Below are 24035 nucleotides of genomic sequence, written 5' to 3'. Positions count from 1 at the left end.
ACGCGGATTCCCTCGTACCGGCCGCGGAGCCCGAGCGCCCGGGGCCGGTACGAAGCACCCCCGGAAACTGTGTAGACTTACCGACGTTGCTGATCGCACCATGGGTGCACAGCGCGCCGCCTTAGCTCAGATGGCCAGAGCAACGCACTCGTAATGCGTAGGTCTCGGGTTCGAATCCCGAAGGCGGCTCGGAGAAAGGCCAGGTCGGTTACTCCCGATCTGGCCTTTTTGCGTCTCGGGAGGCGTTCTTCCCCGCCGTTACGGAAAGGGCCCCGCCCAGTCCGCCGGCCGTGTGCGTCCGCTTGCCGGTCCCCGTCGGAGCGCGCAGCCTGGGCGTTGTGACCCTCTCCCATGGCACGCTGGCGCACCGGCTCATCGCCGACCATCTCGTCGACGGGAAGATGGAGCCGGGCGGCGAGATCGGACTGCGGATCGACCAGACCCTCACCCAGGACGCCACCGGCACCCTGGTGATGCAGGAGCTCGACGCCCTCGGCCTGGACCGGGTCCGTACCGAGGTCAGCGTCCAGTACGTCGACCACAACCTGCTCCAGGCGGACGAGCGCAACGCCGAGGACCACGCCTTCCTGCGCTCCGCGTGCCGTCGCTTCGGCATCTGGTACTCCAAGCCGGGCAACGGCGTCTCGCACCCCAGCCACATGCAGTACTTCGGTGTCCCCGGCAGGACGTTGGCCGGGTCCGACTCGCACACCTGTGCCGCGGGCGCGCTCGGCATGCTGGCCCTGGGCACCGGCGGCCTGGAGGTCGCGCTCGCGATGGCCGGACGGCCCCTGCACGTGACCATGCCGGAGATCTGGGGCATCCGGCTGACCGGCAGCCTGCCGGAGTGGGTGAGCGCCAAGGACGTGGTGCTGGAGCTGCTGCGGCGGCACGGCGTCAAGGGAGCGGTCAACCGGATCCTGGAGTACCACGGTCCGGGACTGGAAGGGCTGACGGCCATGGACCGGCACGTCATCGCCAACATGGGCGCCGAGCTCGGCGCGACCACCTCCGTCTTCCCCTCCGATGCCGCAGTACGGGCCTTCCTGCGCGCCGAGGACCGCGAGGCCGACTTCCGTGAACTGGCCGCCGAGCCGGACGCCGTGTACGACCGCACCGACGAGATCGACCTCTCCACCCTCGAGCCGCTCATCGCCCGTCCCACCTCGCCCGGCAACGTCGTGCCGGTGCGCTCGGTGGCGGGCGAACCCATCGGGCAGGCCGTCATCGGCTCCTCCGCCAACCCGGGACTGCGCGACTTCGCCATCGCCGCCGCCGTCGTCGCCGGCCGTCAGACCCACGCGGCCGTCAGCTTCGACGTCAACCCCACCTCGCGCGAGATCCTCGCCGACCTGACCAGGATGGGCTCGACCTTCGACCTGATCACCGCCGGCGCCCGGATCCACCAGGCCGGCTGCCTGGGCTGCATCGGCATGGGCCAGGCCCCGGCGGCCGGCCGCAACAGCCTGCGCACCTTCCCGCGCAACTTCCCCGGCCGCTCCGGCACCGAGGACGACGCGGTGTGGCTGTGCTCCCCGGAGACCGCCGCCGTCTCCGCGCTCACCGGCGAGATCACCGACCCCCGGGACTGGGCGGACCGGGAGGGCGTGCCGTATCCGCGGCTCCGGCTGCCCGAGCACGCGTCGGTCAACCGCTCGATGCTGGAGCCCCCGCTGCCGCCCGAGCAGGCGGCGCACGTCGCGCTCGAACGGGGACCCAACATCTCCGGGCTCCCCGAGTTCGACCCGCTGCCCGACCTGCTGGCGGGGCCGGTCCTGCTCAAGTGCGGCGACAACGTCTCCACCGACGAGATCTCCCCGGCCGGCGCGAAGGCACTGCCGTACCGTTCGAACATCCCCAGGCTCGCGGAGTTCACCTTCACCCGGCTCGACCCGGACTACCCGCGGCGCGCCGCCGAACTGGCCGACGACGGCGGGCCGGGCCGGCACTTCGTCGTCGGCGGGGAGAACTACGGCCAGGGCTCCTCCCGCGAGCACGCCGCCATCACCCCGCGTCACCTGGGGCTGCGTGCCGTGGTCGCCAAGTCCTACGCCCGTATCCACTGGCAGAACCTGGCCAACTTCGGGGTATTGCCGCTCGAGTTCGAACAGGCGGACGACTACGACCGTATCGACGCCGGCGACCGGCTACGGCTCGAGAACCTGCACGCCTCGCTCGCCCCCGGAGCCGAGCCCCGCCTGCGGCTGCGCAACACCACCAAGGACGAGACCTACCCGGTCCGCCACCACCTCTCCGACGGCCGCCGCCGCACCGTACTCGCCGGAGGAACGATCGCGGCCCTCGCCCGCGAGGAGCGGCAGCACCCCGGAGAATGACCCGCTGCCGCCCTGATGGGTGGACCGTGCCTGCATGGGCCGCCCGGCGAGGGGCACACCGTAGACATGGAAGAGGCGCCTGTGATCGTGCAGCCGCCGAGCCCCGACGGCGGCAGGCGGGTCGCGATCCGCGGTGAGTACGCCGGGATCGCGTACCACCTGCTCGACGTGGTCGAGTTCCTGCGCCGGGCGGGTCTGCCCGAGTCCGACACGACGCTCGACGACCCCGGGCTGATCGAGTGGCGGGGCGGTGGGCCGGAGGCCTGGGCGGCGGACGAGTAACGCCCCGGGCCCGGTGACCGGCCGGGCGGGCGGGACGTGCGGCGCCCTTGTGCCACCACCCCGGTTCCCGGTACGGGAAGGGAGGCAGTGACGTGGCCCGGATCCTCGTGAGGGACGACGACCTCGTGGTGCGCCTCTCCTGGCGGGAGAGGGCCGCCGCGCGCCGCGGGACCGTGCGCGTGCCGCTGACGGCCGTACGCCGGGTGACGGTGGAACCCGACTGGTGGCGGGCCCTGCGCGGAGTGGCTCTGCACGGGGTCTGGATTCCCGGCGTGCTGAGCGCCGGCACGCGGGGGCACGCCGGCGGACGGGACTTCGTGGCCCTTCGGCCCGCCGGGCCCGTGGTGTGCGTGGAACTGCGGTCCACGGCTCCCTTCGACTTCCTGGCCGTCTCGGTCCCGGGCGACGCGCAGGCCGTGGCGGAAGGGCTGCGGCGTTCCGCACCGGACATCGACGCGTCCACCGCCTGGCGGCAGCCCCTCCCCGTCGCCGAGGAGACGGAGACCTCCTGGCGGGAGCTGGACATGTACCGCAAGCGCTGAGCGCGCGGTCGTGCCCCCGGACGCCGGCATCGAAGTCGCAAGCCGCCAGCTCTGCCTTTTGTGTCCTGCCGCCACCCCCCGAGCCCGCTCATTTCGCGTCCGCGTAGCACTCCACCACCGCCGTCGTGAACGGGAACCGCACCGGCGTCGCCCCGAACGTCAGCCGCCCCGCCAGCTCCGCCGCGTCCCGGATCGCCGCGACGACGGTGTCGGCCTCCTCCTCGGGACAGTGCACGATCACCTCGTCGTGCTGGAAGAAGACCAGCTCGGCCGCCAGGTCCGCGCAGGCCCGGCGCAGCGCGGCGAGCAGCAGCAGGGCCCAGTCGGCCGCGCTGCCCTGGACGACGAAGTTGCGGGCGAAGCGGCCCCGGGCGCGGGCGTTGGTGGACGCGTACCCCGGCACCCACTCCTGCGGGCGGCCCGCGGTGTCGGCGGGGTCGTCCTGCGGCAGGCCCGCCTCCTCGACGCCGTCGGCCGCCCCGGCCGCGGGCGGGCAGGTGCGGCCCAGCCAGGTGCGCACCAGCCGGCCCTCCTCGCCGGCGCGGGCCGCGTCGTCGACGTACGCCACCGCCCTGGGGAAGCGGCGTCGGAGCGTGGCGAGGTTCTTGAGGCCGTCGCCGGAGGTCTGGCCGTAGACGGCGCCGAGCACGGCGAGCTTGGCATGGGCGCGGTCGCCGGCGAAGGCGCGGTCGGAGACGGACTGGTAGAGGTCGGTCTCCCGGCCGGCCACCTCCATCAGGCCGGGGTCGCGGGAGATCGCCGCCAGCACGCGCGGCTCCATCTGGTCGGCGTCGGCGACGACCAGCCGCCAGCCCGGGTCGGCGACGACGGCCCGCCGGATCACCTTGGGGATCTGAAGCCCGCCCCCGCCGTTGGTCACCCAGCGCCCGGTGACCGTGCCGCCGGCCAGGAACTCGGGGCGGAACCGCCCGTCGCGCACCCAGTCCTGGAGCCAGGACCAGCCGTGGGCGACCCAGATCCGGTACAGCTTCTTGTACTCGATCAGCGGCTTCACGGCCGGGTGGTCCACCGACTCCAGCTCCCAGCGGCGGGTGGAGCCGACCTTCACGCCCGCCTGCGCGAACGCCTTGACCACGTCGGCGGGCAGGTCGGGCCGTACCCGGCGGCCGAACGCCGCCGACACCTCCTCGGCCAGCTCGGCCAGGCGGCGCGGCTCGCCCCCGCCCGCATACCGCTCGCCCAGCAGGCCGTGCAGCACCTCGCGGTGCACGTCGGCGCGCCAGGGCAGACCCGTGCGGTTCAGCTCGGCGGCGACCAGCATCCCCGCCGACTCGGCGGCCGTCAGCAGCCGCATCCGGTCCGGGTGCTCGCAGCGCTCGTGCCGGCGCTGCTGCTCGGCGTAGACGGCGAGCAGGTCGGTGAGGGGGAGGTGGACGGCCTGGGGTTCGAACAACGACGACTGCGCGCCCGGCTCGGCGGAGCGCTGCGGCGGGTCGGGCGGCACGGGTCCGCCGTGCAGCCGGGCCAGGGCGGCCGCGGCCGAGCGCGGCTCGCCGTACCGCCCCTCGTGGCCGAGCAGGAGGGTCTCGGCGGCCTCCACGTCGTAGCACCGCTCCGCTCGCACCCCCGCGGCGAGCAGGCGCGGCGCGATCTCGGCGGTGGACCGCCACACCCAGCGCGCGACCTCCGGTCTGGCCCGTACGGCCTCGGCGGGATCGCGCTCGCGCCGCACCGGCCCGGCGGGCAGCCCGTCGGGGCCGAGGGGCGCGACGTCCACGCCACCGCCCTCGGCCACCGCGAGCGCCCACCTCTCGGCCATGACGCGAGTGTCGCACCGGGGTCTGACAACGGCCCCGGAGCGGCCGGGGCTCAGGCCTCCCCGTCCCCCGTTCGGCCTTCCCCGCCCTTCTCGGTCACCTCGATGAACTGCGCCAGCGCCTCCGTGACGAAGCGCTCGGTGGCCTCCTTGGTGAGGCCGAGCCCGCTGAGCACACCCGCGCCGTCCTCGTGCTCCAGCAGGGCGAGCAGGATGTGCTCGGTGCCGATGTAGTTGTGGCCGAGGCGCAGGGCCTCGCGGAAGGTGAGTTCGAGGACCTTCTTGGCGGCGGGCCCGTAGGGCACCAGCTCCGGGACCTCGGCGGCGGCGGGCGGGAGGGCGGCGAGCGCCGCCTCGCGGACCGCGTCGAGGGTGACGCCCTGCCTGGCGATCGCCTTGGCGGACAGGCTCTCGTGCTGCGTGAGCAGGCCGAGGACGAGATGCTCGGGCAGGCCCTCGGCGTTGCCGGCGGTCTTGGCCGCGTTGTGGGCGGCCATCACGGCCTCCCGCGCGCGGGTCGTGTAGCGGCTGAAGCCCTGGCTCGCGTCCAGGTCGGCGGACTCCTTGGGCACGAAGCGCTTCTGCGCCGCCTGCCGGGTGACGCCCATGCTTTTGCCGATGTCCGTCCAGGACGCGCCCGAACGCCGGGCCTGGTCCACGAAGTGGCCGATGAGGTGGTCGGCCACCTCACCGAGGTGCTCGCCCGCGATGACGGCGTCCTGGAGTTGTTCCAGGGGCTCCTGGTGCACCTTCTTGATCGCGGTGATGAGTTCGTCGAGGCGTACGGATGACGTGATGCTCGGGTCGGTCGTCATGTGTCAACCGTAGGTTGCGCTCCCGTCACTGTCAACCGATGGTTGACAGTCCTTTTCCGTTCGGCGGTCGTGGCACCATCGCCGGGTGAGTACGCCCCGCACCGTCGACCGTGCCTTCGAGACCGCCCTGTACGACACCGGCGACGACGCCCTCGACACGGCGGCCTCGCTGCTGGCGGCCGATCCGGCGGCGGATGCCGAACTCCTCGCCCGGGGAGAGGAGTTCGTGGCCACGGCCTGGCGGCGGGGCTGGCAGCCGGCCGACCTCGTCCGGATCGTGCGGCGCGAACTCGACGACGTGCACGTGCGGCTGGTGGCCGCGCTGATCCGCGCCCAGGCGCCGCACGACCGCCCGCGCGGGCCCCGCTGGGCCGCCCAGCTCGACGCCGTACCGGATCAGGCGCCGCCGCGCACCGACCGTTTCTCGCACGCCACGGACGTACTGCGGCTGTACCGCCTGCTGCTGCGGCTGCCCGCGCTGGAGCCGCTGGACGACGCGCCGGGCGCGCCTCGTCGCGAGGCCCGGCCCGAGTCGCGTGCCCTCGCCCGCATCCGCGCGCTGCTCGCCAAGGCGGAGGCGACCGGGTACCCCGAGGAGGCGGAGGCGCTGAGCGCCAAGGCGCAGGAGCTGATGGCCCGGCACAGCGTCGACGAGGCGCTGCTGGCCGCGCGGGCCCAGGGGTCCGCGGTCTCGCCCGACACCCCCGGAGCGTGCCGGATCGGGGTGGAGCCGCCCTACGAGCAGGCCAAGGCGGTGCTGCTGGACGCGGTGGCCGACGCCAACCACTGCGGGGCCGTGTGGAACGAGCCCTTCGGCTTCTCCACCGTCGTCGGCTTCGAGGCCGACCTGGAGGCGGTCGAACTCCTCTACACCTCACTGCTGGTGCAGGCCGAGACCGCGATGACGAAGGCGGAGGCCGGGCAGCGGGCCGGCGGGCGCAAGCGCACCAAGACCTTCCGGCAGTCGTTCCTCGCCGCCTACGCCCACCGCGCGGCCACCCGGCTGCGGGCCGCGGCCGAGGCGGCCACCGCCGAATCCGCCGCGACCGGCGCGGCGGCGGACGTGAACCTCCTGCCGGTGCTCGCCTCCCGGGAGGTGGCGGTCACCGAGCGGCTGGAGCGGCTGTTCCCGGAGACGACCACGACCCGCCTGCGCGGCGTCTCGGACGCGGCGGGCTGGACGGAGGGCACCCGCGCGGCCGACGACGCCCACGTCGAACGCCGACGGCCCTTGCGCTAGTCCGCCGACGGGGGGGCCGGACCGGCCGGTTCGGGAGCGGACCGGCCCGGTTCAGGAGCCGAGGCCCTCGGTCGGCAGTCCGGGCGGCATCGAACCGCCCTCGGACCTGGTGTACGTCTCCTCGCCGACGCCGCCCTCCCACGTCACCTTGAGCGAGGTGTCGTCGACCGACTCGACCGTGCCGGTCGCCCGGTCGTCGCCGCCCGTGCACTTCAGGCGGATCGTCCGGGTGCCCGAGGTCTCGGCGGCGGTGCCGCTGCACACGGTCCCGCCGGTGGCGAAGAGGGCGGCCTTGTCGCCGGTGACCATCAGGGCGACCGCCTGGCCGTCGGAGGTCGCCAGCCAGCTGCCCTCCAGCTCGCCGGCGGCACCCGCCGACGGCGACCCGCCGCCGGAACCGCCGGTCTCCGCGCTCGCGGAGGCGCTGGGCGCCGCGGACGACGCGTCACCACCGCCGGAACCGCCCCCGGAACCGCCGTCCGAGCCGTCGTCGGAGCACGCGGTCAGCGCCAGCGCGCCCACCAGCCCGACGGCCATGGCCGCGGCCCGCACGGAGCGCCGCCCCGAGCGTCGCCCCGAGCGCGGGCGTGGCCCCGGGGCGCGGTCGGGGGCGCCCGCAGCCCCGCCCCCGGCCGTACGCGCCGCGTGCGCCGTGCTCGCCGTACTGTCCACAGTCACCCCTGCCACCGCAAGCTCCAAGCTGTCGCCGGACGGCCGTTCGGCCCCAAGACAGCCGCAAGCTACCAGGACGACTTGCGGACCCCGGGCAGATGTCCGGCGTGCGCCTGCTCACGCAGATTGACCCGGGAGAGCCCGAAGACCCTGAAGTACCCGCGCGGGCGCCCGTCGACCTGGTCGCGGTTGCGCACCCGCGTGGGGCTCGCGTCGCGCGGCTGCCTGCGCAGTTCCCGTTGGGCGGCGAGCCGTTCGGCCTCCGTGGACGAGGGGCGGCGGACGATCTCCTTCAGCTCGGCCCGGCGCGCCGCGTACCGCGCGACGATCTCCCGCCGCCGCTCGTTCTTCGCGACCTTGCTCTTCTTCGCCATCAGATCCTCACTCCCCGGGCACGGATGCGCGCCACCGCCGCCTCGACGCCGATGGAGTCGACCGTCCTGATCCCCTTCGTGCTCAGCCGCAGCCGCACGTGCCGGTTCTCGCTCGGCAGCCAGTAGCGCTTGGTCTGGATGTTGGGGTCGAAGCGGCGCGAGGTGCGCCGGTGGGAGTGGGAGACGCGGTTGCCGAAACCGGGCTCGGTCCCGGTCAGCATGCAGTGGGCGGACACGGTGACGTACCTCTCCTCCGGGCCGGAAGGGCCCTAGCTGTTAATGGAATTCATTTTCAGTAAGATAGCAGCATGGCACGCAACGAACTCCGTCCGGTCATCAAGCTCCGGTCCACCGCCGGGACCGGCTACACCTACGTCACCCGCAAGAACCGCCGCAACGACCCGGACCGGCTGGTCCTGCGCAAGTACGACCCGACGGCCGGCCGGCACGTCGACTTCCGAGAGGAGCGCTGAGGCACCGTGCGCAAGGGCATCCACCCCGAGTACCGCCCGGTCGTCTTCCGCGACCGCGCCGCCGACTACGCCTTCCTCACCCGCTCGACCATGACCAGCGAGCGCACCGTCGAGTGGGAGGACGGCCACACCTACCCGGTCGTCGACGTCGAGATCTCCCACGTCAGCCACCCCTTCTACACCGGCACCGCCCGCGTCCTGGACACCGCCGGACGCGTGGAGCGCTTCGAGCGCCGGTACGGCAAGGAGGGCGGGGCGTGAGCGGGCCGGGCCCCCGCCACGACCTGCCGGTGGTGATCGTCGGGGGGCTGCACGCCGACGCGCGCCGGGCGGCCGTGGCGCGGCTGCTGGCCGACGTTCCGGGCAGCGTCGTCCTCCACCACGACCTGGCGACGGCCACCGCGGGCACGGTCGTGCGGACCGTGCGGGACGCCACCGGCATCCTCGACGCGGGCGAGGCACCCCTGGTCAACGACTGCGCGTGCTGCGCCCTGCGCGAGGACCTCGTGCCCGAACTGGTCCGGCTCGCGGAGGCCGGCGGCACCCCGCTCGCGGTGGTCGAGCTGTGGGACTCCGTCGAGCCCAAGGCGATGGCGGAGGTGGTCACCGCCGGCGGCTTCACCGTCACCGGCGTGATCACCGCCGTCGACCCGGCCCTCGTCCTGCCGTACCTGGGCAACGGCGACGACCTCGCCGAGGGGGGCCTCGCCGCGGCGGCCACCGACCAGCGCACCGTCGCCGACACCTTCGCGCGGCAACTGGAGTACGCCTCCGTCCTGGCCCTCGCCGAGTCCCTCCCCGGCTCGCCGGAGGCCGACGACGAGGACCGCGAGCTGCTCACCCAGCTCCATCCGACAGCCCGCCGGGTCCCGATCGGCCACGGTGACCCGGCGGGCGCCCCGGCCCCGTCCGTATCCGCGCCCTCGGAGCTGGCGCGGGCCGCCCTCGCCGGGTTCGACGTGGAGGCCGCGGCCGCCGCCCAGCACCCGGCCTGCGCCCTGCTGCCCGCCGAGGCCGACGCGCACGGCGTCGCCACCCTGGTCTGGCACCGCCGCCGCCCCTTCCACCCGGAGCGGCTGTACGCGGCGCTGGAGGACCTGACCTGCGCCGCGGCCCGCAGCCGGGGTCGGTTCTGGCTCGCCGGCAAGGGGGACACGCTGCTGCACTGGGATGCCGCGGGCGGCGCCCTGTGCGTGGAGAGCGCGGGCCCGTGGCTCGCCGCGCTCCCCGACGCCGCCTGGGAACTGGTGCCGCCCGTACGCCGTGCCGCCGCCGCGCTGGACTGGCACCCCGAGCACGGCGACCGCTGCCAGCACCTGGTCTTCACCTCCCCCGGCCTCGACCGCGACGGCCTGGAACGGCTCCTGGAGTCCTGCCTGCTGACCGACGCCGAGTACGCCGCGGGACAGGCCGCCTGGGAGCGGCTGCCGCCCGCCTTCGACACCCTCCTGGAGGTCTGACCCGATGCCCCGACCCCGTAAGAACGAGCGCGCGTCCGCCCGGCAGCGCCCCAACCCGCTGGACCGGGCGGGGGTGACGTACATCGACTACAAGGACACCGAACTGCTGCGGAAGTTCCTCTCCGACCGCGGCAAGATCCGCAGCCGCCGCGTCACCCGCGTGACGTCCCAGCAGCAGCGGCAGCTGGCCAGGGCGATCAAGAACGCGCGCGAGATGGCGCTGCTGCCGTACGGCACCCGCTGACCGGCCCGCCGCACCCGGCGCACCAACGGCACCACCGGGGCCCACCCGTAGCGACCGGGCCCCGGTGGTGTCGCATGTTGTTGCATATTCTTCGAATTCGGGGGCACATGCGGGAACGACTTCCCGGGACCCGGCGTCGTAGAGGGCAGGGCTCGGTAAAGCGGTCGTCAAAGCTGTAACCGCGGGAGCACCGCGCGTGCACGTGCATTTGCTCATGCATCTGCACGTGAACAGGGTTATGATCCGGATCAGTTGACCACTGCATCAATGGCCACATCAGCCAGTGCACCAGCCACCGGGGAGCGACCTGTGGACCACGACGTGTACGACGTGTACAACGGCATGGCCGCCACGCAGTTGCACGATGCGGCCTGGCAGAAGAGCCGGCGCAGCAACTCGCAGGGTTCGTGCGTGGAGTTCGCGCGCCTGCCCGACGGCGCGGTGGCGGTGCGCAACTCCCGCTTCCCGGACGGGCCCGCGCTCGTCTACACGCGTGCCGAGATCGAGGCCATGCTGCTGGGCGTCAAGGACGGCGAGTTCGACCACCTGATCGCGGGCTGACGGACCGACGGACCGACGGGCAGACGGACTGAAGAGCCGACGGACCGACGGGCCGGCCCGCAACGGTCCGGAGCCGGGCCGCCCCGTCTCCGGCTAGATCCGGAACAGTGCCCAGACCACCTTGCCGTTGAGGGTCCCGGCGAGCGGGTGCCAGCCCCAGCTGTCGCTGAAGGAGTCGACGAGGAACAGGCCCCGGCCCGACTCCGCCGAGAAGTCGTCCGTCTCGCGGGCCACCGGGCTGTCGTGGCTGGGGTCGCGCACCGCGCACACCAGCCGTTCCGTCCAGCGCATCAGATGCAGCCGTACGGGACCGTGCCGCTCGTCGTGGCGCGGGGTGTCCGCGGGGAGGGCGTGCCGCAGGGCGTTGGTGACGAGTTCGGAGACCACCAGGCAGACGTCGTCGAAGCGGTCGCCGGTGTCCCAGCCGTCGAGTGTTCTGCGGGTGAACCGCCGGGCCTCGCGCACCGCTTCGTAACGGGGCGGCAGGGCGCAGGAGGCGGCGTTCGACACGGCTGCGGGGTCGAGTGGCGGAAGGCCCTGCCGTAACGGCTCGAGCATGGTCGATCCATTCGTCCCCATGCGAGGCACTCCCGGGAATTCGCGGTCGTAGCGATATGGCGCGGTGGTGCGGGGACCATGGTTTCGGATGCGTACCGCAGATGCAAGGGCAGATGCACGTGCAGGTGACCGAAATGGACCTGCCCGTACCGCTTGTTGGCCAATTTTTCCGTCATCTTCGCCTCATCTTCAACTCCTTCGACGGCCGGTTCCGGTCCACCGGGTGCAGGATCCTGCACGATTCCTTTGGCTCGATTCCGTTTCCGTAACCGGACGAGTACTGCTCGGAGTGTTTTAGTGGCAGACTTCGGCCCCTGAAGACGGTTGGGGAGGCTGGCGAACGTGAGCGCGGGAGAGCCCGGATCGGTGGTGCGGCGCATGCTGCTCGGATCACAACTCAGGCGACTGCGTGAGACGCGGGGGATCACGCGAGAGGCGGCGGGCTACTCGATCCGCGCCTCGGAGTCGAAGATCAGCCGGATGGAGCTGGGCCGGGTGAGCTTCAAGACCAGGGACGTCGAGGACCTGCTGACGCTCTACGGCATCACGGACGAGCAGGAGCGCGCCTCCCTGCTCTCCCTGGCCAAGGAGGCCAATGTCGCGGGCTGGTGGCACAGTTACTCCGACGTGCTGCCCAGCTGGTTCCCCACCTACGTCGGCCTGGAGGGCGCCGCCTCGCTGATCCGCGTCTACGAGGTGCAGTTCGTGCACGGCCTGCTGCAGACCGAGGAGTACGCCCGCGCGGTGGTCCGGCGCGGCATGAAGGGCGCCGGCGACGCGGACGTCGAGCGGCGGGTGGCGCTGCGTCTGGAGCGGCAGAAGCACCTGGTCGCGGAGAACGCCCCCGAGTTCCACATCGTGCTCGACGAGGCGGCCCTGCGCCGCCCGTACGGCGACCGCGAGGTGATGCGCGGCCAGCTGCAGCACCTGATCGAGATGTCCGAACGCCCCAATGTGCGCCTCCAGGTGATGCCGTTCGGCTTCGGCGGGCACTCCGGCGAGAGTGGCGCGTTCACGCTCCTCAGCTTCCCCGAGTCCGACCTCTCCGACGTCGTCTACCTGGAGCAGCTCACCAGCGCGCTGTACCTGGACAAGCAGGAGGACGTCACCCAGTACGAGACGGCGCTGAAGGAACTCCAGCAGGACAGTCCGGGCCCGCACGAGAGCCGTGACCTTCTGCGAGGACTCCTTCAACTCTCCTGAAACATAAGTACGATGACGCTCAATCAGGCGGCTCGCGCTCGCGGCGGCTGCGGCAGTTGAGGGGATTGAGGGTTCTCATGTCGTCGTACTTCACCGACCTCGCCCAGCAGTACATCGACGGCGAGTGGCGCCCGGGCACCGGCTCCTGGGACATCATCGACTTCAACCCGTACGACAACGAGAAGCTGGCCTCGGTCACCATAGCCACCGTCGACGAGGTCGACGCCGCCTACCGGGCCGCCGAGCGTGCGCAGAAGCAGTGGGCCGCGACCAACCCGTACGCGCGCCGCGCGGTGTTCGAGAAGGCGCTGCGCCTGGTGGAGGAGCGCGAGGAGGAGATCAGCGAGGCGATCGTCGCCGAGCTGGGCGGCACCCGGCTGAAGGCCGCCTTCGAGCTGCACCTCGCCAAGGAGTTCCTGCGCGAGGCGGTCCACCTGGCGCTGGCGCCCGAGGGCCGGATCATCCCCTCGCCCGTCGACGGCAAGGAGAACCGCGTCTACCGCGTACCGGTCGGCGTCGTGGGCGTCATCAGCCCCTTCAACTTCCCCTTCCTGCTCTCCCTGAAGTCGGTCGCCCCGGCCCTCGCCCTGGGCAACGGCGTCGTCCTCAAGCCGCACCAGAACACGCCGATCGTCGGCGGCACGCTGGTCGCGAAGATCCTGGAGGACGCCGGACTGCCGGGCGGCCTGCTCAACGTCGTGATCACCGACATCGCGGAGATCGGCGACGCCTTCATCGAGCACCCGGTGCCGAAGGTGATCTCCTTCACCGGCTCCGACAAGGTCGGCCGCCACGTGGCCACCGTCTGCGCCGCGAACTTCAAGCGCTCCGTCCTCGAACTGGGCGGCAACAGCGCCCTGGTGGTCCTCGACGACGCCGACGTCGACTACGCCGTCGACGCCGCCGTCTTCAGCCGCTACGTCCACCAGGGCCAGGTCTGCATGGCCGCCAACCGCGTGCTGGTCGACCGTGCGGTGGCCGACGAGTTCACCGAGAAGTTCGTCGCCAAGGTGAAGACCCTGAAGGCCGGCGACCCGCGCGACCCGGCCACCGTCATCGGCCCGGTGATCAACTACTCGCAGGCCGACGCGCTCTCCGGCGTGGTCGAGCAGGCGCTCGCCGAGGGTGCCACCGCCCTGGTGCGCGGCTCGGTCACCGACAACCTCGTCGAGCCTTCCGTGCTCACCGGCCTGCCCGCCGACTCCGCGCTGCTCCAGCAGGAGGTGTTCGGCCCGGTCGCCTTCCTCGTTGCCTTCGACGGCGAGGAGGAGGCCGTGCGCCTGGTCAACGACACGCCGTACGGGCTGAGCGGCGCCGTGCACACGGGCGACGTCGAGCGGGGCGTCGCGTTCGCCAAGCGGATCGACACCGGCATGTTCCACGTGAACGACGGCACCGTGCACGACGAGCCGATCGTCCCCTTCGGCGGCGAGAAGCACTCCGGCCTCGGCCGCCTCAACGGCGACACCATGCTGGACGCCTTCACCTCCCAGAAGTGGATCTCGGTGCAGCACGGGCGCAGCGGCTTCCCGTTCTGAGGGCCCCGGCGGGCCGAGCCCGGCGCCGGATCTAGGCTGGAGCCATGTCAGCGATCCGTCTCCTCGTGCTCGGCGCCGTCCGCCAGCACGGGCGGGCCCACGGCTACCAGGTGCGCAACGACCTGGAGTACTGGGGCGCGCACGAGTGGTCCAACGCCAAGCCCGGCTCGATCTATCACGCGCTGAAGCAGATGGCGAAACAGGGACTGCTCGTGGCGCACGAGATCGCGCCGTCCACGGCCGGCGGGCCGCCGCGCGTGGAGTACGAGATCACGGAGCAGGGCACCGAGGAGTACCTCGCCCTGCTCCGCGAGTACCTCACCGCCTACGACCAGCGGCCGGACGTGCTGACCGCGGCGCTCGGCTTCATGGTCGACCTCCCGCGCGAGGAGGCGCTCGCGCTGCTGGAGGAGCGGGTGCGGAAGATCGACGAGTGGCGCGCCGCCGTCACCGAGTACTACATGCCCGCGGAGGGGCCCGGCCAGTACGGGCACATCGGCGAGATCATGAACTACTGGGTCCACTCCGCCGACTCCGGCGCCGAGTGGACCCGGGGCCTCATCGAACGCGTCCGGGGCGGCGCGTACACCTTCGCCGGTGAGGGCGAGCCGTTCGTCGGCGTGCTGGCCGAGGGCGAGGAGAACCCCTTCGCGGCGGGACGGCCGCACTACGGGGACGCCCGCTAATCAAGTTTGACTAAGGCAGGGCGAGGGCATACTTTCGTGGGCCGGTAGTCAAATTTGGCTAGCGCTCTCGGAGTGAGCGCGAAGGGGGAGTGACAGTGGCCGACACGGCGATCACCGTCGAAGGCGCACGCAAGAGGTACGGCGGCAAGAACGCACTGGACGGGCTCGACCTGACCGTCACGCGCGGCACGGTGCACGGCGTACTGGGCCCGAACGGAGCCGGCAAGACGACCCTGGTCCGCATCCTGTCCACGCTGCTGCGGCCGGACGCGGGCCGCGTCGAGGTGGCGGGGCACGACGTCGTCGCCGAGGCGTACGCGGTGCGGCTGCGCATCGGCCTGCTCGGCCAGCACGCGGCGCTCGACGAGGAGCTGGGCGGCCGGCAGAACCTGGAGATGTTCGGCCGCCTGCATCACCTGGGCGCCCGGCGGGCACGCGCACGTGCCGACGAACTGCTCGCCCGCTTCGACCTCGCCGACACCGGACGCAAACCGGTCGGCGCCTACAGCGGAGGCATGCGGCGCCGCCTGGACCTGGCCGCGTCCCTCATCACCGAACCGGAGGTCCTCTTCCTGGACGAACCCACCACCGGCCTGGACCCGCGCGGCCGCGCGGAGGTGTGGGCCTCGGTCCGCTCCTTGGTCGGCGCCGGTACGACGGTCCTGCTCACCACCCAGTACCTGGAGGAGGCCGACCAGCTCGCCGACCGCATCTCCGTCGTCGACGCCGGCCGGGTCGTCGCCGACGGCACCGCGGACGAACTCAAGGCCGCGACCGGCGGCGACCGCGTCGACGTCGTCCTGCGCGACGCCGGCCAACTGGGCGCCGCCGTCGCCCTGCTCCCGCTCACCGGCGTCCGCGTCGACACCGACCGGCGGCTGCTCAGCGCCCCGGTCACCGACCGGATGGCGGCGCTCTCCGGCGTCGTACGGGCGCTGGAGGAGGCCGGCATCGTGGCCGAGGACGTGGCGCTGCGCCGGCCGACCCTGGACGAGGTGTTCCTGCACCTCACCGACCGCACGAAGGAGGCCGCGTGAGTACGACCGCCGTGCGTACGACCGCCGCGGGTCCCGCGACCCACGCCCTGTCCGACTCCTGGACCATGACCCGCCGCGAGCTGGCCCGCTGGGGACGGCAGCCGGTGACGGTCGTCGTCAACCTGGTCTTCCCCGTCATGCTGCTGCTGATGTTCGGCTACCTGGTCGGCGGCGGGCGCGGAGTGAGCGGCGAGTACGTCGACTACCTGGTCCCCGGCATGCTGGCGCTCACCATGGCCTTCGGCCTGGAGGGCACCATGATCGCCGTCACCCAGGACCTCAACAAGGGCGTCGTCGACCGCTTCCGCTCGCTGCCGATGACCAACGGCGCGGTCCTGGTGGGCCGTTCCGCCGCCGACATGCTCCAGTCGGCGCTCGGTCTCACCGTGCTGATCGGCGTCGGGTACGCGCTGGGCTGGCGGGCCCACGGCGGCCCCGGAGCCTTCCTCGGCGCGGTCGGCCTGCTGCTGCTCTTCCGCTTCGCCATGCTGTGGATCGGCATCTTCCTGGCCCTGGTGGCCGGGAAGCCCGAGCTGGTGCAGGCGGTGCAGATCCTGGTCTGGCCGGTCGGCTTCCTCTCCAACGCCTTCGCCACGCCCGACTCCATGCCCGGCTGGCTGGGCACCGTCGTCGAGTGGAACCCGATGTCCCAGACCGCCACGGCCGTCCGCGACCTCTTCGGCGGCCCCGGCGGCGAGTCCGGCCACGTGTGGGCGGCCCTCGCCTGGCCGCTGGCGCTGCTCGCGGTGTTCTTCCCGCTGGCCGTGGGGAGGTTCGCGCGGCTCAGCCGGTGAGGGCGGCGACGTCGGCACCCCGGCACCCGGCTCACGGGCGGGCGGGGCGCCCGGTGCCGGGCAGGGCGGTGACGAAGCGGGCGGCGCGGTCGAGGAACCGGCGACCACCGTCGAGACGGGACCGGGGTCAGTGGTGGAACCCGGTCGCCGCCCCCTTGTCCCGGGTCAGCGGGTGCGGCTGGCGGCGCAGCTCCGGCAGCAGCCGTTCCAGGTCGGCCAGGAGCAGATCGGCCATGTCCGCCGAGAAACCGTTGCGGCACACCACCCGCAGCACCGACAGGTCCTCGCGGTGCGGCGGGAAGGTGTACGCGGGCACCAGCCAGCCGCCCTCCCGCAGCCGCCGGGACACGTCGAAGACGTCGTACGCCGTCACGTCGTCCGCCGTCGTGAAGGCGAACACCGGCAGCTGGTCGCCGCGCGTCAGCAACCGGAAGTCGCCCAGCGCCGCGACCCGCTGCGCGAGCGAGCCCGCGATGTCCCGGGCGTTCTGCTGCACGGCCCGGTAGCCCTCGCGCCCCAGCCGCAGGAACGTGTAGTACTGCGCCGCCACCTGGGCGCCCGGCCGGGAGAAGTTCAGCGCGAAGGTCGGCATGTCGCCGCCCAGGTAGTTCACGCGGAACACCAGCTCCTCCGGAAGGGCCGCCGAGTCCCGCCACAGCGCCCAGCCGACCCCGGGGTAGACCAGCCCGTACTTGTGTCCCGAGGTGTTGATCGAGGCGACGCGGGGCAGCCGGAAGTCCCACACCAGGTCCTCGTCCAGGAAGGGCGCGACCATGCCGCCGGAGGCCCCGTCGACGTGCACCGGGACGTCGAGGCCGGTGCGCTCCTGGAGGGCGTCCAGGGCCGCGCACAGGTCGGCGATCGGCTCGTAGGAGCCGTCGAAGGTCGAGCCGAGGATGCCGACGACCCCGATGGTGTTCTCGTCGCACAGCTCGGCGGCGGCCTGCGGGTCCAGGTGGAAGCGCTCGCCCTCCATCGGGACCTGCCGGGCCTCCACCTCCCAGAAGTTGCAGAACTTCTCCCAGCAGACCTGCACGTTCACGCCCATGACGAGATTGGGCCGCACGTCCTTCGCCGGGTAGCGGTCGGCGTTGCGCAGCGCCCAGCGCCGCTTCAGCGCCATCCCGGCCAGCATGCACGCCTCGCTCGACCCGGTCGTCGAGCAGCCCACGGCCGCCGCCGGGTCGGGCGCGTGCCACAGGTCGGCGAGCATCGCCACGCAGCGCCGCTCCAGCTCGGCGGTGCGCGGGTACTCGTCCTTGTCGATCATGTTCTTGTCCCGGCACTCGCTCATCAGCACCCCGGCCTGCGGCTCCATCCAGGTGGTGACGAAGGTGGCCAGGTTGAGCCGCGCGTTGCCGTCGAGCATCAGCTCGTCGTGGACCAGGCGGTACGCGGTCTCCGGCGGCAGCGGGGAGTCGGGCAGCCGGTGGGCGGGCGGGGCCTCGGTCATGCCGCCGAGCGGGTTCGCCGCCGCGTGGAAGGGGTTCACGGCGAGCCGGCGCCGGTCGTGATCGCCGTCGTGGGACGGGCGGGGCCCCTGGTGCAGTGACATGCGACCGACGGTAGGCCCGGGCCCCGTGCCCCGCATCCGGGACGGCATCGTGCCGGACCTTCAGCGGACCGGTGCGAGACGGTCGGCGTCCGGGCGCCCGGCACCCAGGTGGGCGGTGAGGAAGCGGGCGGCGCGGTCGAGTGCGGCGTCCGCCTCCTCGAGGCGGCCGTAGTGGAGTTGGTAGACGTGGGGGAGGCCGGGGCCGACTTCGAGTGTGACCTCGACGTCGTCGGCGCCCGCGCGGCCGGCCAGCCGGACCGCGTCGTCGAGCAGCACCTCGTTCGCGCCGGCCTGCACGAGCAGTGGGGGCAGTCCGGCGAGGTCGGCGAAGACCGGGCTGGCCAGGGGGGCCGCCCGGTCGCCCGCACCGACGTAGAGATCGGCGTACGCGCGCACGTCGGCCTCGGTGAAGATGGGGTCGGCGCCCTCCTTGGAACGGATGCTCCCTCCGGTGAGGGTGAGGTCGGCCCAAGGGGAGAAGAGGGCCACGGCGGCGGGCTGCGGCAGCCCTGCTTCCCTGGCCGCGAGCAGTGTGGCTATGCCCAGGCCGCCACCCGCGGAGTCACCGGCCAGGACGAGGTCCCGTGGGTCGGTACCCGTCGACAGCAGCTCGCGGTAGGCGGCGAGCCCGTCGTCCACGGCCGCGGGGAAGGGGTGCTCGGGTGCCAGCCGGTAGTCCACCGACACCGCGCGCAGCCCGGCGCGGCGGGCCAGTTCGCCGGCCAGCCCCGCGTGGGTGTCCGGTGAGCCGACGACGTAGCCGCCGCCGTGCAGGTAGAGCAGCCGGCCGGGGCCGGAGGCCGTGTCCGGGTCCAGCTCCAGGGCCGGCCGCCCGCCCAGGACGGTCCTGCGGCTGACCACCCCGTCCGGCGCGGGGCGGGTGAGGGCCGCGGCGAAACCCTCGCGCTGCTCTTCGGGGGTGGGCGGTGTCTCGGCGCGAGGGGCGGAACGGAGCAAGGCGTCCAGGGCGTCGCGCTGCTGTCGGGACATGCGGGGCCTCCATGGGTCGGCGTGCGAGAATGGATTCCTGGGAATCCATCTGTACGGGGCCAACCGTATTCCGAGGAATATGATTCCTGGGAATCTACTGGAGGTTTTGTGAGCCACATCACCCCGGCCTTCGTCGATCTGGTCCGGGTCGAGACCCGTCTCTACAACGCGGTGAGCGCCCGGCTGCGGGCCGAACAGGGGGTGAGCCTGGGACAGTTCGAGTTTCTGGAGATCATCGACCGCGTGCCGGGGTGCCGCGTGCTCGACATCGTCGGCGAACTGGCGATCACCGTGGGGGCCGTCAGCAAGGCGGTCGACCGGCTGGTCGCCGCGGGCTGGTGCGTGCGGGCCGTGAACCCCCAGGACCGCCGCTCGTCCGTGCTCCGCCTGACCCCCGAGGGTGATCGGCGGTTGACGGCTTCCCGCCCGGTGGTCGAGAGCGCCCTTGCCTCGCTGACCGAGGTGGTTCCTCCCGACGATCTGGAGCGCATCGCCTCGACCCTGGCCGTCCTGCGCGCGCATCTCGAGGAGGGCTCCCACGGCCGCCCGGGCTGAGGGAGCCGACGGCGCGCGGTGGCGCACGGCGCGGCGCGCGGAACGTCCCGGCTTGCACCTCACGTCACGTGAGGCGGCAGCGTGGACGGCGTCAGAGAAGGGAGCGGAAGTGAGCTACTCCGTGGGACAGGTGGCCGGCTTCGCCGGAGTGACGGTGCGCACGCTGCACCACTACGACGACATCGGCCTGCTCGCACCCGGCGAGCGCAGCCACGCGGGCCACCGGCGCTACAGCGACGCCGACCTCGACCGGCTGCAGCAGATCCTGTTCTACCGGGAGCTGGGCTTCCCGCTCGACGAGGTCGCCGCCCTGCTCGATGACCCGGCCGCGGACCCGCGCGCGCACCTGCGCCGCCAGCACGAGCTGCTGTCCGCCCGGATCGAGAAGCTGCAGAAGATGGCGGCGGCCGTGGAGCAGGCCATGGAGGCACGCAGCATGGGAATCAACCTCACGCCGGAGGAGAAGTTCGAGGTCTTCGGCGACTTCGACCCCGACCAGTACGAGGAGGAGGTCAAGGAGCGCTGGGGCGACACCGACGCCTACCGCCAGTCCAAGGAGAAGACCGCCACCTACACCAAGGAGGACTGGCAGCGCATCCAGGACGAGGCCGACGAGCTGACCCGGCGCTTCGTCGCCCTGATGGAGGCCGGCGAGCCCGCCGACTCCGAGGGGGCCATGGACGCCGCCGAGGACCACCGGCAGGGCATCGCCCGCAACCACTACGACTGCGGATACGAGATGCACACCTGCCTGGGCGAGATGTACGTATCGGACGAACGTTTCACGCGAAACATCGACGCCGCCAAGCCGGGCCTCGCCGCCTACATGCGCGACGCGATCCTCGCCAACGCCGTCCGGCACACCCCCTGAGGGTCGGGGTGCGGGCCCTGGCCGCCGCCGTATTCTTCACTTCCCATGGTCCTCAGGTTTCCCCGGGGTACATCACAGCGCACCCCGGGGAACCCCGTGGAACCTGGGACACCGCGGCTGCGTTGTACGTTTGGGCAGCCAGGTCCCGCCCGCCTCCCCCCAGCAGCAGGAGCCACATCCCGTGACCACCCTTGCGCTCGGTCCCGAGTGGATCAGCCCGGACTATCTGATCGAGACGTTCAGTCTGCCGGGCATCCTGCTCATCGTCTTCGCCGAGTCAGGACTCTTCGCGTTCCTGCCCGGCGACTCGCTGCTGTTCACCGCGGGCCTGTTCGTCGCCCAGGGTGAGTTCATCAGCCAGCCGCTGTGGCTGGTGTGCACCCTGATCGTGGCCGCCGCCGTCCTCGGCGACCAAGTCGGCTACATGATCGGCAAGTTCTTCGGGCCCAAGCTCTTCAGCCGCCCCAACTCCAAGCTCTTCAAACAGGAGAACCTGGAGAAGGCGCACGAGTTCATGGACAAGTACGGCCCCAAGGCGATCGTCCTGGCCCGCTTCGTGCCCATCGTGCGCACCTTCGCCCCCATCGTGGCGGGCGCCGGCCGCATGAAGTACCGCACCTTCCTCACGTACAACGTGATCGGCGGCGTGGCCTGGGGCACCGGCGTCACCCTCGCGGGCTACTGGCTCGGCCAGATCGAGTTCATCCGGACCAACGTCGAGGCCATCCTGGTCCTGATCGTCGTGGTCTCGGTCGTCCCGATCGCCATCGAGTACCTGCGCGAGCGCAAGAAGAAGCAGCGCGCCGCCGCCGCGGAACCGGCCCCCGCCGTGTCCCCGCAGCACCAGCCCCAGCCGCAGTACCCGGTCATGGACGACGCCACGACCCAGCTCCGCCGGGTCGACCCGTACGACCAGCCGCAGCAGCAGTACCAGCAGCCGCAGCAGTACCAGCAGCCCCCGCAGCAGCCGTACGCCCAGCAGTACCCGCAGGGCTACGGCGACCAGCCCCACCCCCAGCAGTACGGCGACCAGTACCCGTACAACCAGGGGCGCTGAAAGCGCCCAAGGGGCGCGGGGAACTGCGCGGGCAACCACGACGTGCCCGCACCCGCCGTCGTGCCGTATCCCCCGCCCCCTCAGGCGCCCTAGAACCCCCGGGTACGCTTCGCCGCCCGCCTGCCGGCGGCACTCGCGGCGCCGGGCACCTTCAGGAACAGCCGGGAGATCTCCCCACCGAGGTTCACCCCGATCGCGATGGCCATCGCCAGCGCCACCGCGTTGGAGAGGAACAGCAGCCCCGAGTCGACCTCGCCCTGCGCGATCCCCAGCAGCCCGAAGTAGGTCGCCGAACCGGGCAGCAGCGGCCCGATCGCGGCCGTCGTGTACGGCAGCGCCGACGCGAACCGGTAGCGGGACATCAGCTGCCCGAACAGGCCCACGAGCCCCGCCGCGGCGGCCGTGGAGGCCACCGGTGAGATGTCACCGGCGTAGTGCATGGCGCCGAACACGCACCAGGCGACGCCGCCGTTCAGGGTCACCGCGAGGACGGTCGACCGCTCCTGCTGGAGCAGGATCGCGAAGGCCAGCGACAGCAGCATCGAGGCGAAGATCTGCACGAACGGTTCGTCGCCGGTGCCCAGCGCGGCGTCCGGGTTGAGCTCGGCCCCCAGCTGGACCCCGAAGTACAGCACCACCAGCACCCCGGCGACGATGCTGACGAAGAAGTACATGACCTCCAGCAGACGCGCGGCGGCCGTGATGTAGAAGCCGGTCAGACCGTCCTGCACCCCCGCGACCAGCGCCCGCCCGGGCAGCAGCGCGAACAGCCCACCGGTGATGACCGCGGACGCCTTCACGTCGACGTGCGTCACCGTCAGCGCGACACCCATCGCGGCCGGCGGCATCGCGGCCACCGCGAACTGGTAGAACTCCGGCAGCCCACGCCCGGCGCACAGCCACGCCAGCCGGTCGCCGAGCATCGAGCCGAACATCGCCGCGAAGAACACGGTCAGCCCGCCGCCGACGAGCAGCGAGGCGCCGCCCGCGAGCAGGCCGCTCGCCACGGTCAGCACCCAGGTGGGGTACGGGTGCCGGTTGCGGCGGATCTCCGCGAGGCGCCGGTAGGCCTCCTCCAGGGAGATGTTCGTGTCGGGGTCGCTGAGGTCGTCCACCAGGTGGAAGACGGCCGCGAGCCGGGTGTAGTCGGTGCCCCGGCGGCGCACCGTGCGCGACGCCGTCACCGGGTCGTCCACCAGGGACGGCTGGTGGGAGATCGACAGCAGGGTGAAGGTGACGTTCGGCTCGCAGCGGTCCAGGCCGTAGGACCGGCAGACGGCGAACATGGCCGCCTCCACGTCCTCGGCGCCCTCACCGCCCGCCAGCAGCAGCTCCCCGATACGCAGCGTCAGGTCGAGCACGCGCGGCACGGCGGGGCCGGTCTCGTCGTCGTGCTTCTGCGAGGGCTCGGGCGCGGGCCGCTCGGCCACCGGCATGCGCAGCATGGCGCGCATCCGGTCCTGCCAGGGCACGTCCGTCAGGCTCACCGCCGGGAAGCCGCTCGCCGGGGTGAAGGCGGTCGGCGCCGTCCACGCGCTGTGCGTGCTCGGCATGCTGAACGCCGAGCCCTCGGCGTCCGCGGGGACGGTCTGCGGTGCCTCCAGGCCGTCGGGGAGCGAGAACTCCGAGGTCGTCTCGGACTCGGAGCCGGTGTGCCGCTGGACGGCGAGTCCCTGCGGGATCTCGAACTCGGACGTCGTCGACGACTCGCCGTCGATGGACGCCGCGATGCCGCTGGGCTGCCGGAAGGCACTGCGGGCCTCGTCCGACTGCGGCTTGGGCTCCTCCGCCTCCGTCACCTGCGCAACGCTCCCTGGTACCGACACACCCTCCTGTTGACCTCAGTATGGTCACTCAAACACGAACGGGCCGCACGCGTGTGCGTGCGGCCCGTTACGGGCGCCTTACGGAAGGCCGAACCGCTCAGTGGCCGCCCTGGTCCTTGAAGCGCTTGTAGGACCGCTCGATCTCGGCCTCGGCGTCGCTGCGGCCGACCCAGTCGGCGCCCTCGACGGACTTGCCGGGCTCCAGGTCCTTGTAGACCTCGAAGAAGTGCTGGATCTCCAGGCGGTCGAACTCCGAGACGTGGTGGATGTCACGCAGGTGCTCCACGCGCGGGTCGGTCGACGGCACGCACAGCAGCTTGTCGTCGCCGCCGGCCTCGTCCGTCATCCGGAACATGCCGATCGCGCGGCAGCGGATGAGGCAGCCCGGGAAGGTCGGCTCGTCCAGGATGACCAGCGCGTCCAGCGGGTCGCCGTCCTCGCCGAGGGTGTTCTCGACGAAGCCGTAGTCGGTCGGGTAGGCGGTCGAGGTGAACAGGCGGCGGTCCAGGCGGATACGACCGGTCTCGTGGTCCACCTCGTACTTGTTCCGCGAACCCTTCGGGATCTCGATCGTGACGTCGAACTCCAC

Annotated in this window: 27 protein-coding genes and 1 tRNA gene; 18 read left to right on the top strand and 10 right to left on the bottom strand. The window is 72.3% G+C overall.

Annotation, left to right across the window (positions count from 1 at the left end):
• Positions 1-115 precede the first annotated feature (115 nt).
• The 4 genes from D1J63_RS16745 to D1J63_RS16730 all read left to right on the top strand — a co-directional run bounded on the left by D1J63_RS16745 (position 116) and on the right by D1J63_RS16730 (position 3160).
• Positions 116-189, top strand: a tRNA-Thr gene (locus tag D1J63_RS16745).
• Between the two features lie 149 nt (positions 190-338).
• Complete coding sequence (locus D1J63_RS16740; protein WP_240798743.1) at positions 339-2336, top strand: aconitate hydratase; 1998 nt, start codon at positions 339-341, stop codon at positions 2334-2336.
• 66 nt (positions 2337-2402) lie between these two features.
• Positions 2403-2618, top strand: coding sequence for a hypothetical protein (locus D1J63_RS16735; protein ID WP_125629611.1), 216 nt, complete (start codon positions 2403-2405; stop codon positions 2616-2618).
• Between the two features lie 92 nt (positions 2619-2710).
• Positions 2711-3160 carry a hypothetical protein gene (locus tag D1J63_RS16730; protein ID WP_206436774.1) on the top strand — a complete coding sequence of 150 codons (450 nt, stop codon included), beginning with the start codon at positions 2711-2713 and terminating at the stop codon, positions 3158-3160.
• Positions 3161-3248: 88 nt separating this feature from the next.
• Here D1J63_RS16730 and D1J63_RS16725 read toward each other — a convergent pair whose 3' ends face one another.
• Both D1J63_RS16725 and D1J63_RS16720 read right to left on the bottom strand, forming a co-directional pair.
• Entirely contained in the window at positions 3249-4940 is a 1692-nt protein-coding gene (locus D1J63_RS16725) for a bifunctional 3'-5' exonuclease/DNA polymerase (RefSeq protein ID WP_125629609.1), read from the bottom strand.
• 50 nt (positions 4941-4990) lie between these two features.
• A complete protein-coding gene (locus D1J63_RS16720; RefSeq protein WP_125629607.1) occupies positions 4991-5752 on the bottom strand; it encodes a Clp protease N-terminal domain-containing protein in 762 nt (253 codons plus the stop codon).
• An 85-nt stretch (positions 5753-5837) separates the two neighbouring features.
• Between D1J63_RS16720 and D1J63_RS16715 the strand changes: the two genes are divergently transcribed.
• Positions 5838-6992, top strand: a complete 1155-nt coding sequence (locus D1J63_RS16715) for a DUF2786 domain-containing protein (RefSeq protein WP_125629605.1) — start codon at positions 5838-5840, stop codon at positions 6990-6992.
• 51 nt (positions 6993-7043) lie between these two features.
• Here the strand turns inward: D1J63_RS16715 and D1J63_RS16710 are convergent, their stop codons facing one another.
• From D1J63_RS16710 to rpmB, 3 genes are read right to left on the bottom strand one after another with little or no spacing between them, the layout of a single operon-like run.
• Positions 7044-7679, bottom strand: coding sequence for a hypothetical protein (locus tag D1J63_RS16710; protein WP_315978771.1), 636 nt, complete (start codon positions 7677-7679; stop codon positions 7044-7046).
• A 53-nt stretch (positions 7680-7732) separates the two neighbouring features.
• A complete protein-coding gene (rpsN, locus tag D1J63_RS16705) occupies positions 7733-8038 on the bottom strand; it encodes a 30S ribosomal protein S14 (protein WP_102930481.1) in 306 nt (101 codons plus the stop codon).
• Positions 8038-8274, bottom strand: a complete 237-nt coding sequence (gene rpmB, locus D1J63_RS16700; RefSeq protein ID WP_125629603.1) for a 50S ribosomal protein L28 — start codon at positions 8272-8274, stop codon at positions 8038-8040. The genes rpsN and rpmB overlap by 1 nt, the downstream gene beginning before the upstream one ends.
• Before the next feature lie 72 nt (positions 8275-8346).
• Here rpmB and rpmG point away from each other — a divergent pair, with 72 nt between their 5' ends.
• The 5 genes from rpmG to D1J63_RS16670 all read left to right on the top strand — a co-directional run bounded on the left by rpmG (position 8347) and on the right by D1J63_RS16670 (position 10776).
• Complete coding sequence (gene rpmG / locus D1J63_RS16695; protein WP_059301677.1) at positions 8347-8511, top strand: 50S ribosomal protein L33; 165 nt, start codon at positions 8347-8349, stop codon at positions 8509-8511.
• 6 nt (positions 8512-8517) lie between these two features.
• Positions 8518-8772, top strand: coding sequence for a type B 50S ribosomal protein L31 (locus D1J63_RS16690; protein ID WP_061443319.1), 255 nt, complete (start codon positions 8518-8520; stop codon positions 8770-8772).
• The gene (locus D1J63_RS16685) at positions 8769-9971 is read left to right on the top strand and encodes a GTP-binding protein (protein ID WP_125629600.1); all 1203 of its coding nucleotides are present in this window, start codon (positions 8769-8771) and stop codon (positions 9969-9971) included. The genes D1J63_RS16690 and D1J63_RS16685 overlap by 4 nt, the downstream gene beginning before the upstream one ends.
• 4 nt (positions 9972-9975) lie before the next feature.
• Positions 9976-10215 carry a 30S ribosomal protein S18 gene (gene rpsR, locus D1J63_RS16680; RefSeq protein ID WP_125629598.1) on the top strand — a complete coding sequence of 80 codons (240 nt, stop codon included), beginning with the start codon at positions 9976-9978 and terminating at the stop codon, positions 10213-10215.
• Between the two features lie 309 nt (positions 10216-10524).
• Complete coding sequence (locus D1J63_RS16670) at positions 10525-10776, top strand: DUF397 domain-containing protein (protein ID WP_061443316.1); 252 nt, start codon at positions 10525-10527, stop codon at positions 10774-10776.
• A gap of 93 nt (positions 10777-10869) precedes the next feature.
• On the opposite strand, the gene D1J63_RS16665 is transcribed toward D1J63_RS16670, so the two are convergent.
• Complete coding sequence (locus D1J63_RS16665; protein ID WP_125629594.1) at positions 10870-11334, bottom strand: ATP-binding protein; 465 nt, start codon at positions 11332-11334, stop codon at positions 10870-10872.
• A 378-nt stretch (positions 11335-11712) separates the two neighbouring features.
• On the opposite strand from D1J63_RS16665, the gene D1J63_RS16655 reads away from it, so the two are divergent.
• The 5 genes from D1J63_RS16655 (at position 11713) to D1J63_RS16635 (ending at position 16592) form a co-directional block, all read left to right on the top strand.
• A complete protein-coding gene (locus D1J63_RS16655) occupies positions 11713-12537 on the top strand; it encodes a helix-turn-helix transcriptional regulator (protein ID WP_102930492.1) in 825 nt (274 codons plus the stop codon).
• 77 nt (positions 12538-12614) lie between these two features.
• Positions 12615-14075 carry an aldehyde dehydrogenase family protein gene (locus D1J63_RS16650; protein WP_125629590.1) on the top strand — a complete coding sequence of 487 codons (1461 nt, stop codon included), beginning with the start codon at positions 12615-12617 and terminating at the stop codon, positions 14073-14075.
• Between the two features lie 44 nt (positions 14076-14119).
• Positions 14120-14761: a PadR family transcriptional regulator gene (locus D1J63_RS16645; RefSeq protein ID WP_125629588.1), complete on the top strand. Its 642-nt coding sequence runs from the start codon at positions 14120-14122 to the stop codon at positions 14759-14761.
• Between the two features lie 95 nt (positions 14762-14856).
• Positions 14857-15798, top strand: coding sequence for an ATP-binding cassette domain-containing protein (locus tag D1J63_RS16640; RefSeq protein ID WP_164712858.1), 942 nt, complete (start codon positions 14857-14859; stop codon positions 15796-15798).
• 65 nt (positions 15799-15863) lie between these two features.
• On the top strand, positions 15864-16592 hold the full coding sequence (locus D1J63_RS16635) for an ABC transporter permease (protein ID WP_125635520.1): 729 nt from the start codon (positions 15864-15866) through the stop codon (positions 16590-16592).
• A gap of 127 nt (positions 16593-16719) precedes the next feature.
• Here D1J63_RS16635 and D1J63_RS16630 read toward each other — a convergent pair whose 3' ends face one another.
• Both D1J63_RS16630 and D1J63_RS16625 read right to left on the bottom strand, forming a co-directional pair.
• Positions 16720-18147 (bottom strand): glutamate decarboxylase, encoded by a 1428-nt coding sequence (locus D1J63_RS16630; protein ID WP_125629584.1) that lies wholly within the window; start codon positions 18145-18147, stop codon positions 16720-16722.
• A gap of 60 nt (positions 18148-18207) precedes the next feature.
• Positions 18208-19137, bottom strand: a complete 930-nt coding sequence (locus D1J63_RS16625; protein ID WP_125629582.1) for an alpha/beta hydrolase — start codon at positions 19135-19137, stop codon at positions 18208-18210.
• A gap of 108 nt (positions 19138-19245) precedes the next feature.
• On the opposite strand from D1J63_RS16625, the gene D1J63_RS16620 reads away from it, so the two are divergent.
• The 3 genes from D1J63_RS16620 (at position 19246) to D1J63_RS16610 (ending at position 21620) form a co-directional block, all read left to right on the top strand.
• A complete protein-coding gene (locus D1J63_RS16620) occupies positions 19246-19692 on the top strand; it encodes a MarR family winged helix-turn-helix transcriptional regulator (protein ID WP_125629580.1) in 447 nt (148 codons plus the stop codon).
• Between the two features lie 109 nt (positions 19693-19801).
• Positions 19802-20563, top strand: a complete 762-nt coding sequence (locus tag D1J63_RS16615) for a MerR family transcriptional regulator (RefSeq protein ID WP_125629578.1) — start codon at positions 19802-19804, stop codon at positions 20561-20563.
• 181 nt (positions 20564-20744) lie between these two features.
• On the top strand, positions 20745-21620 hold the full coding sequence (locus D1J63_RS16610; protein ID WP_125629576.1) for a VTT domain-containing protein: 876 nt from the start codon (positions 20745-20747) through the stop codon (positions 21618-21620).
• Between the two features lie 89 nt (positions 21621-21709).
• On the opposite strand, the gene D1J63_RS16605 is transcribed toward D1J63_RS16610, so the two are convergent.
• Complete coding sequence (locus tag D1J63_RS16605) at positions 21710-23419, bottom strand: threonine/serine exporter family protein (protein WP_164712857.1); 1710 nt, start codon at positions 23417-23419, stop codon at positions 21710-21712.
• A gap of 124 nt (positions 23420-23543) precedes the next feature.
• Positions 23544-24035: an inorganic diphosphatase gene (locus D1J63_RS16600; RefSeq protein ID WP_061446956.1), complete on the bottom strand. Its 492-nt coding sequence runs from the start codon at positions 24033-24035 to the stop codon at positions 23544-23546.

The sequence above is a fragment of the Streptomyces sp. KPB2 genome (assembly GCF_003950055.1).
In the GTDB taxonomy this organism is placed as follows: Bacteria; Actinomycetota; Actinomycetes; order Streptomycetales; family Streptomycetaceae; genus Streptomyces; species Streptomyces salinarius.
This window is presented reverse-complemented; position numbering and strand designations above follow the sequence as displayed.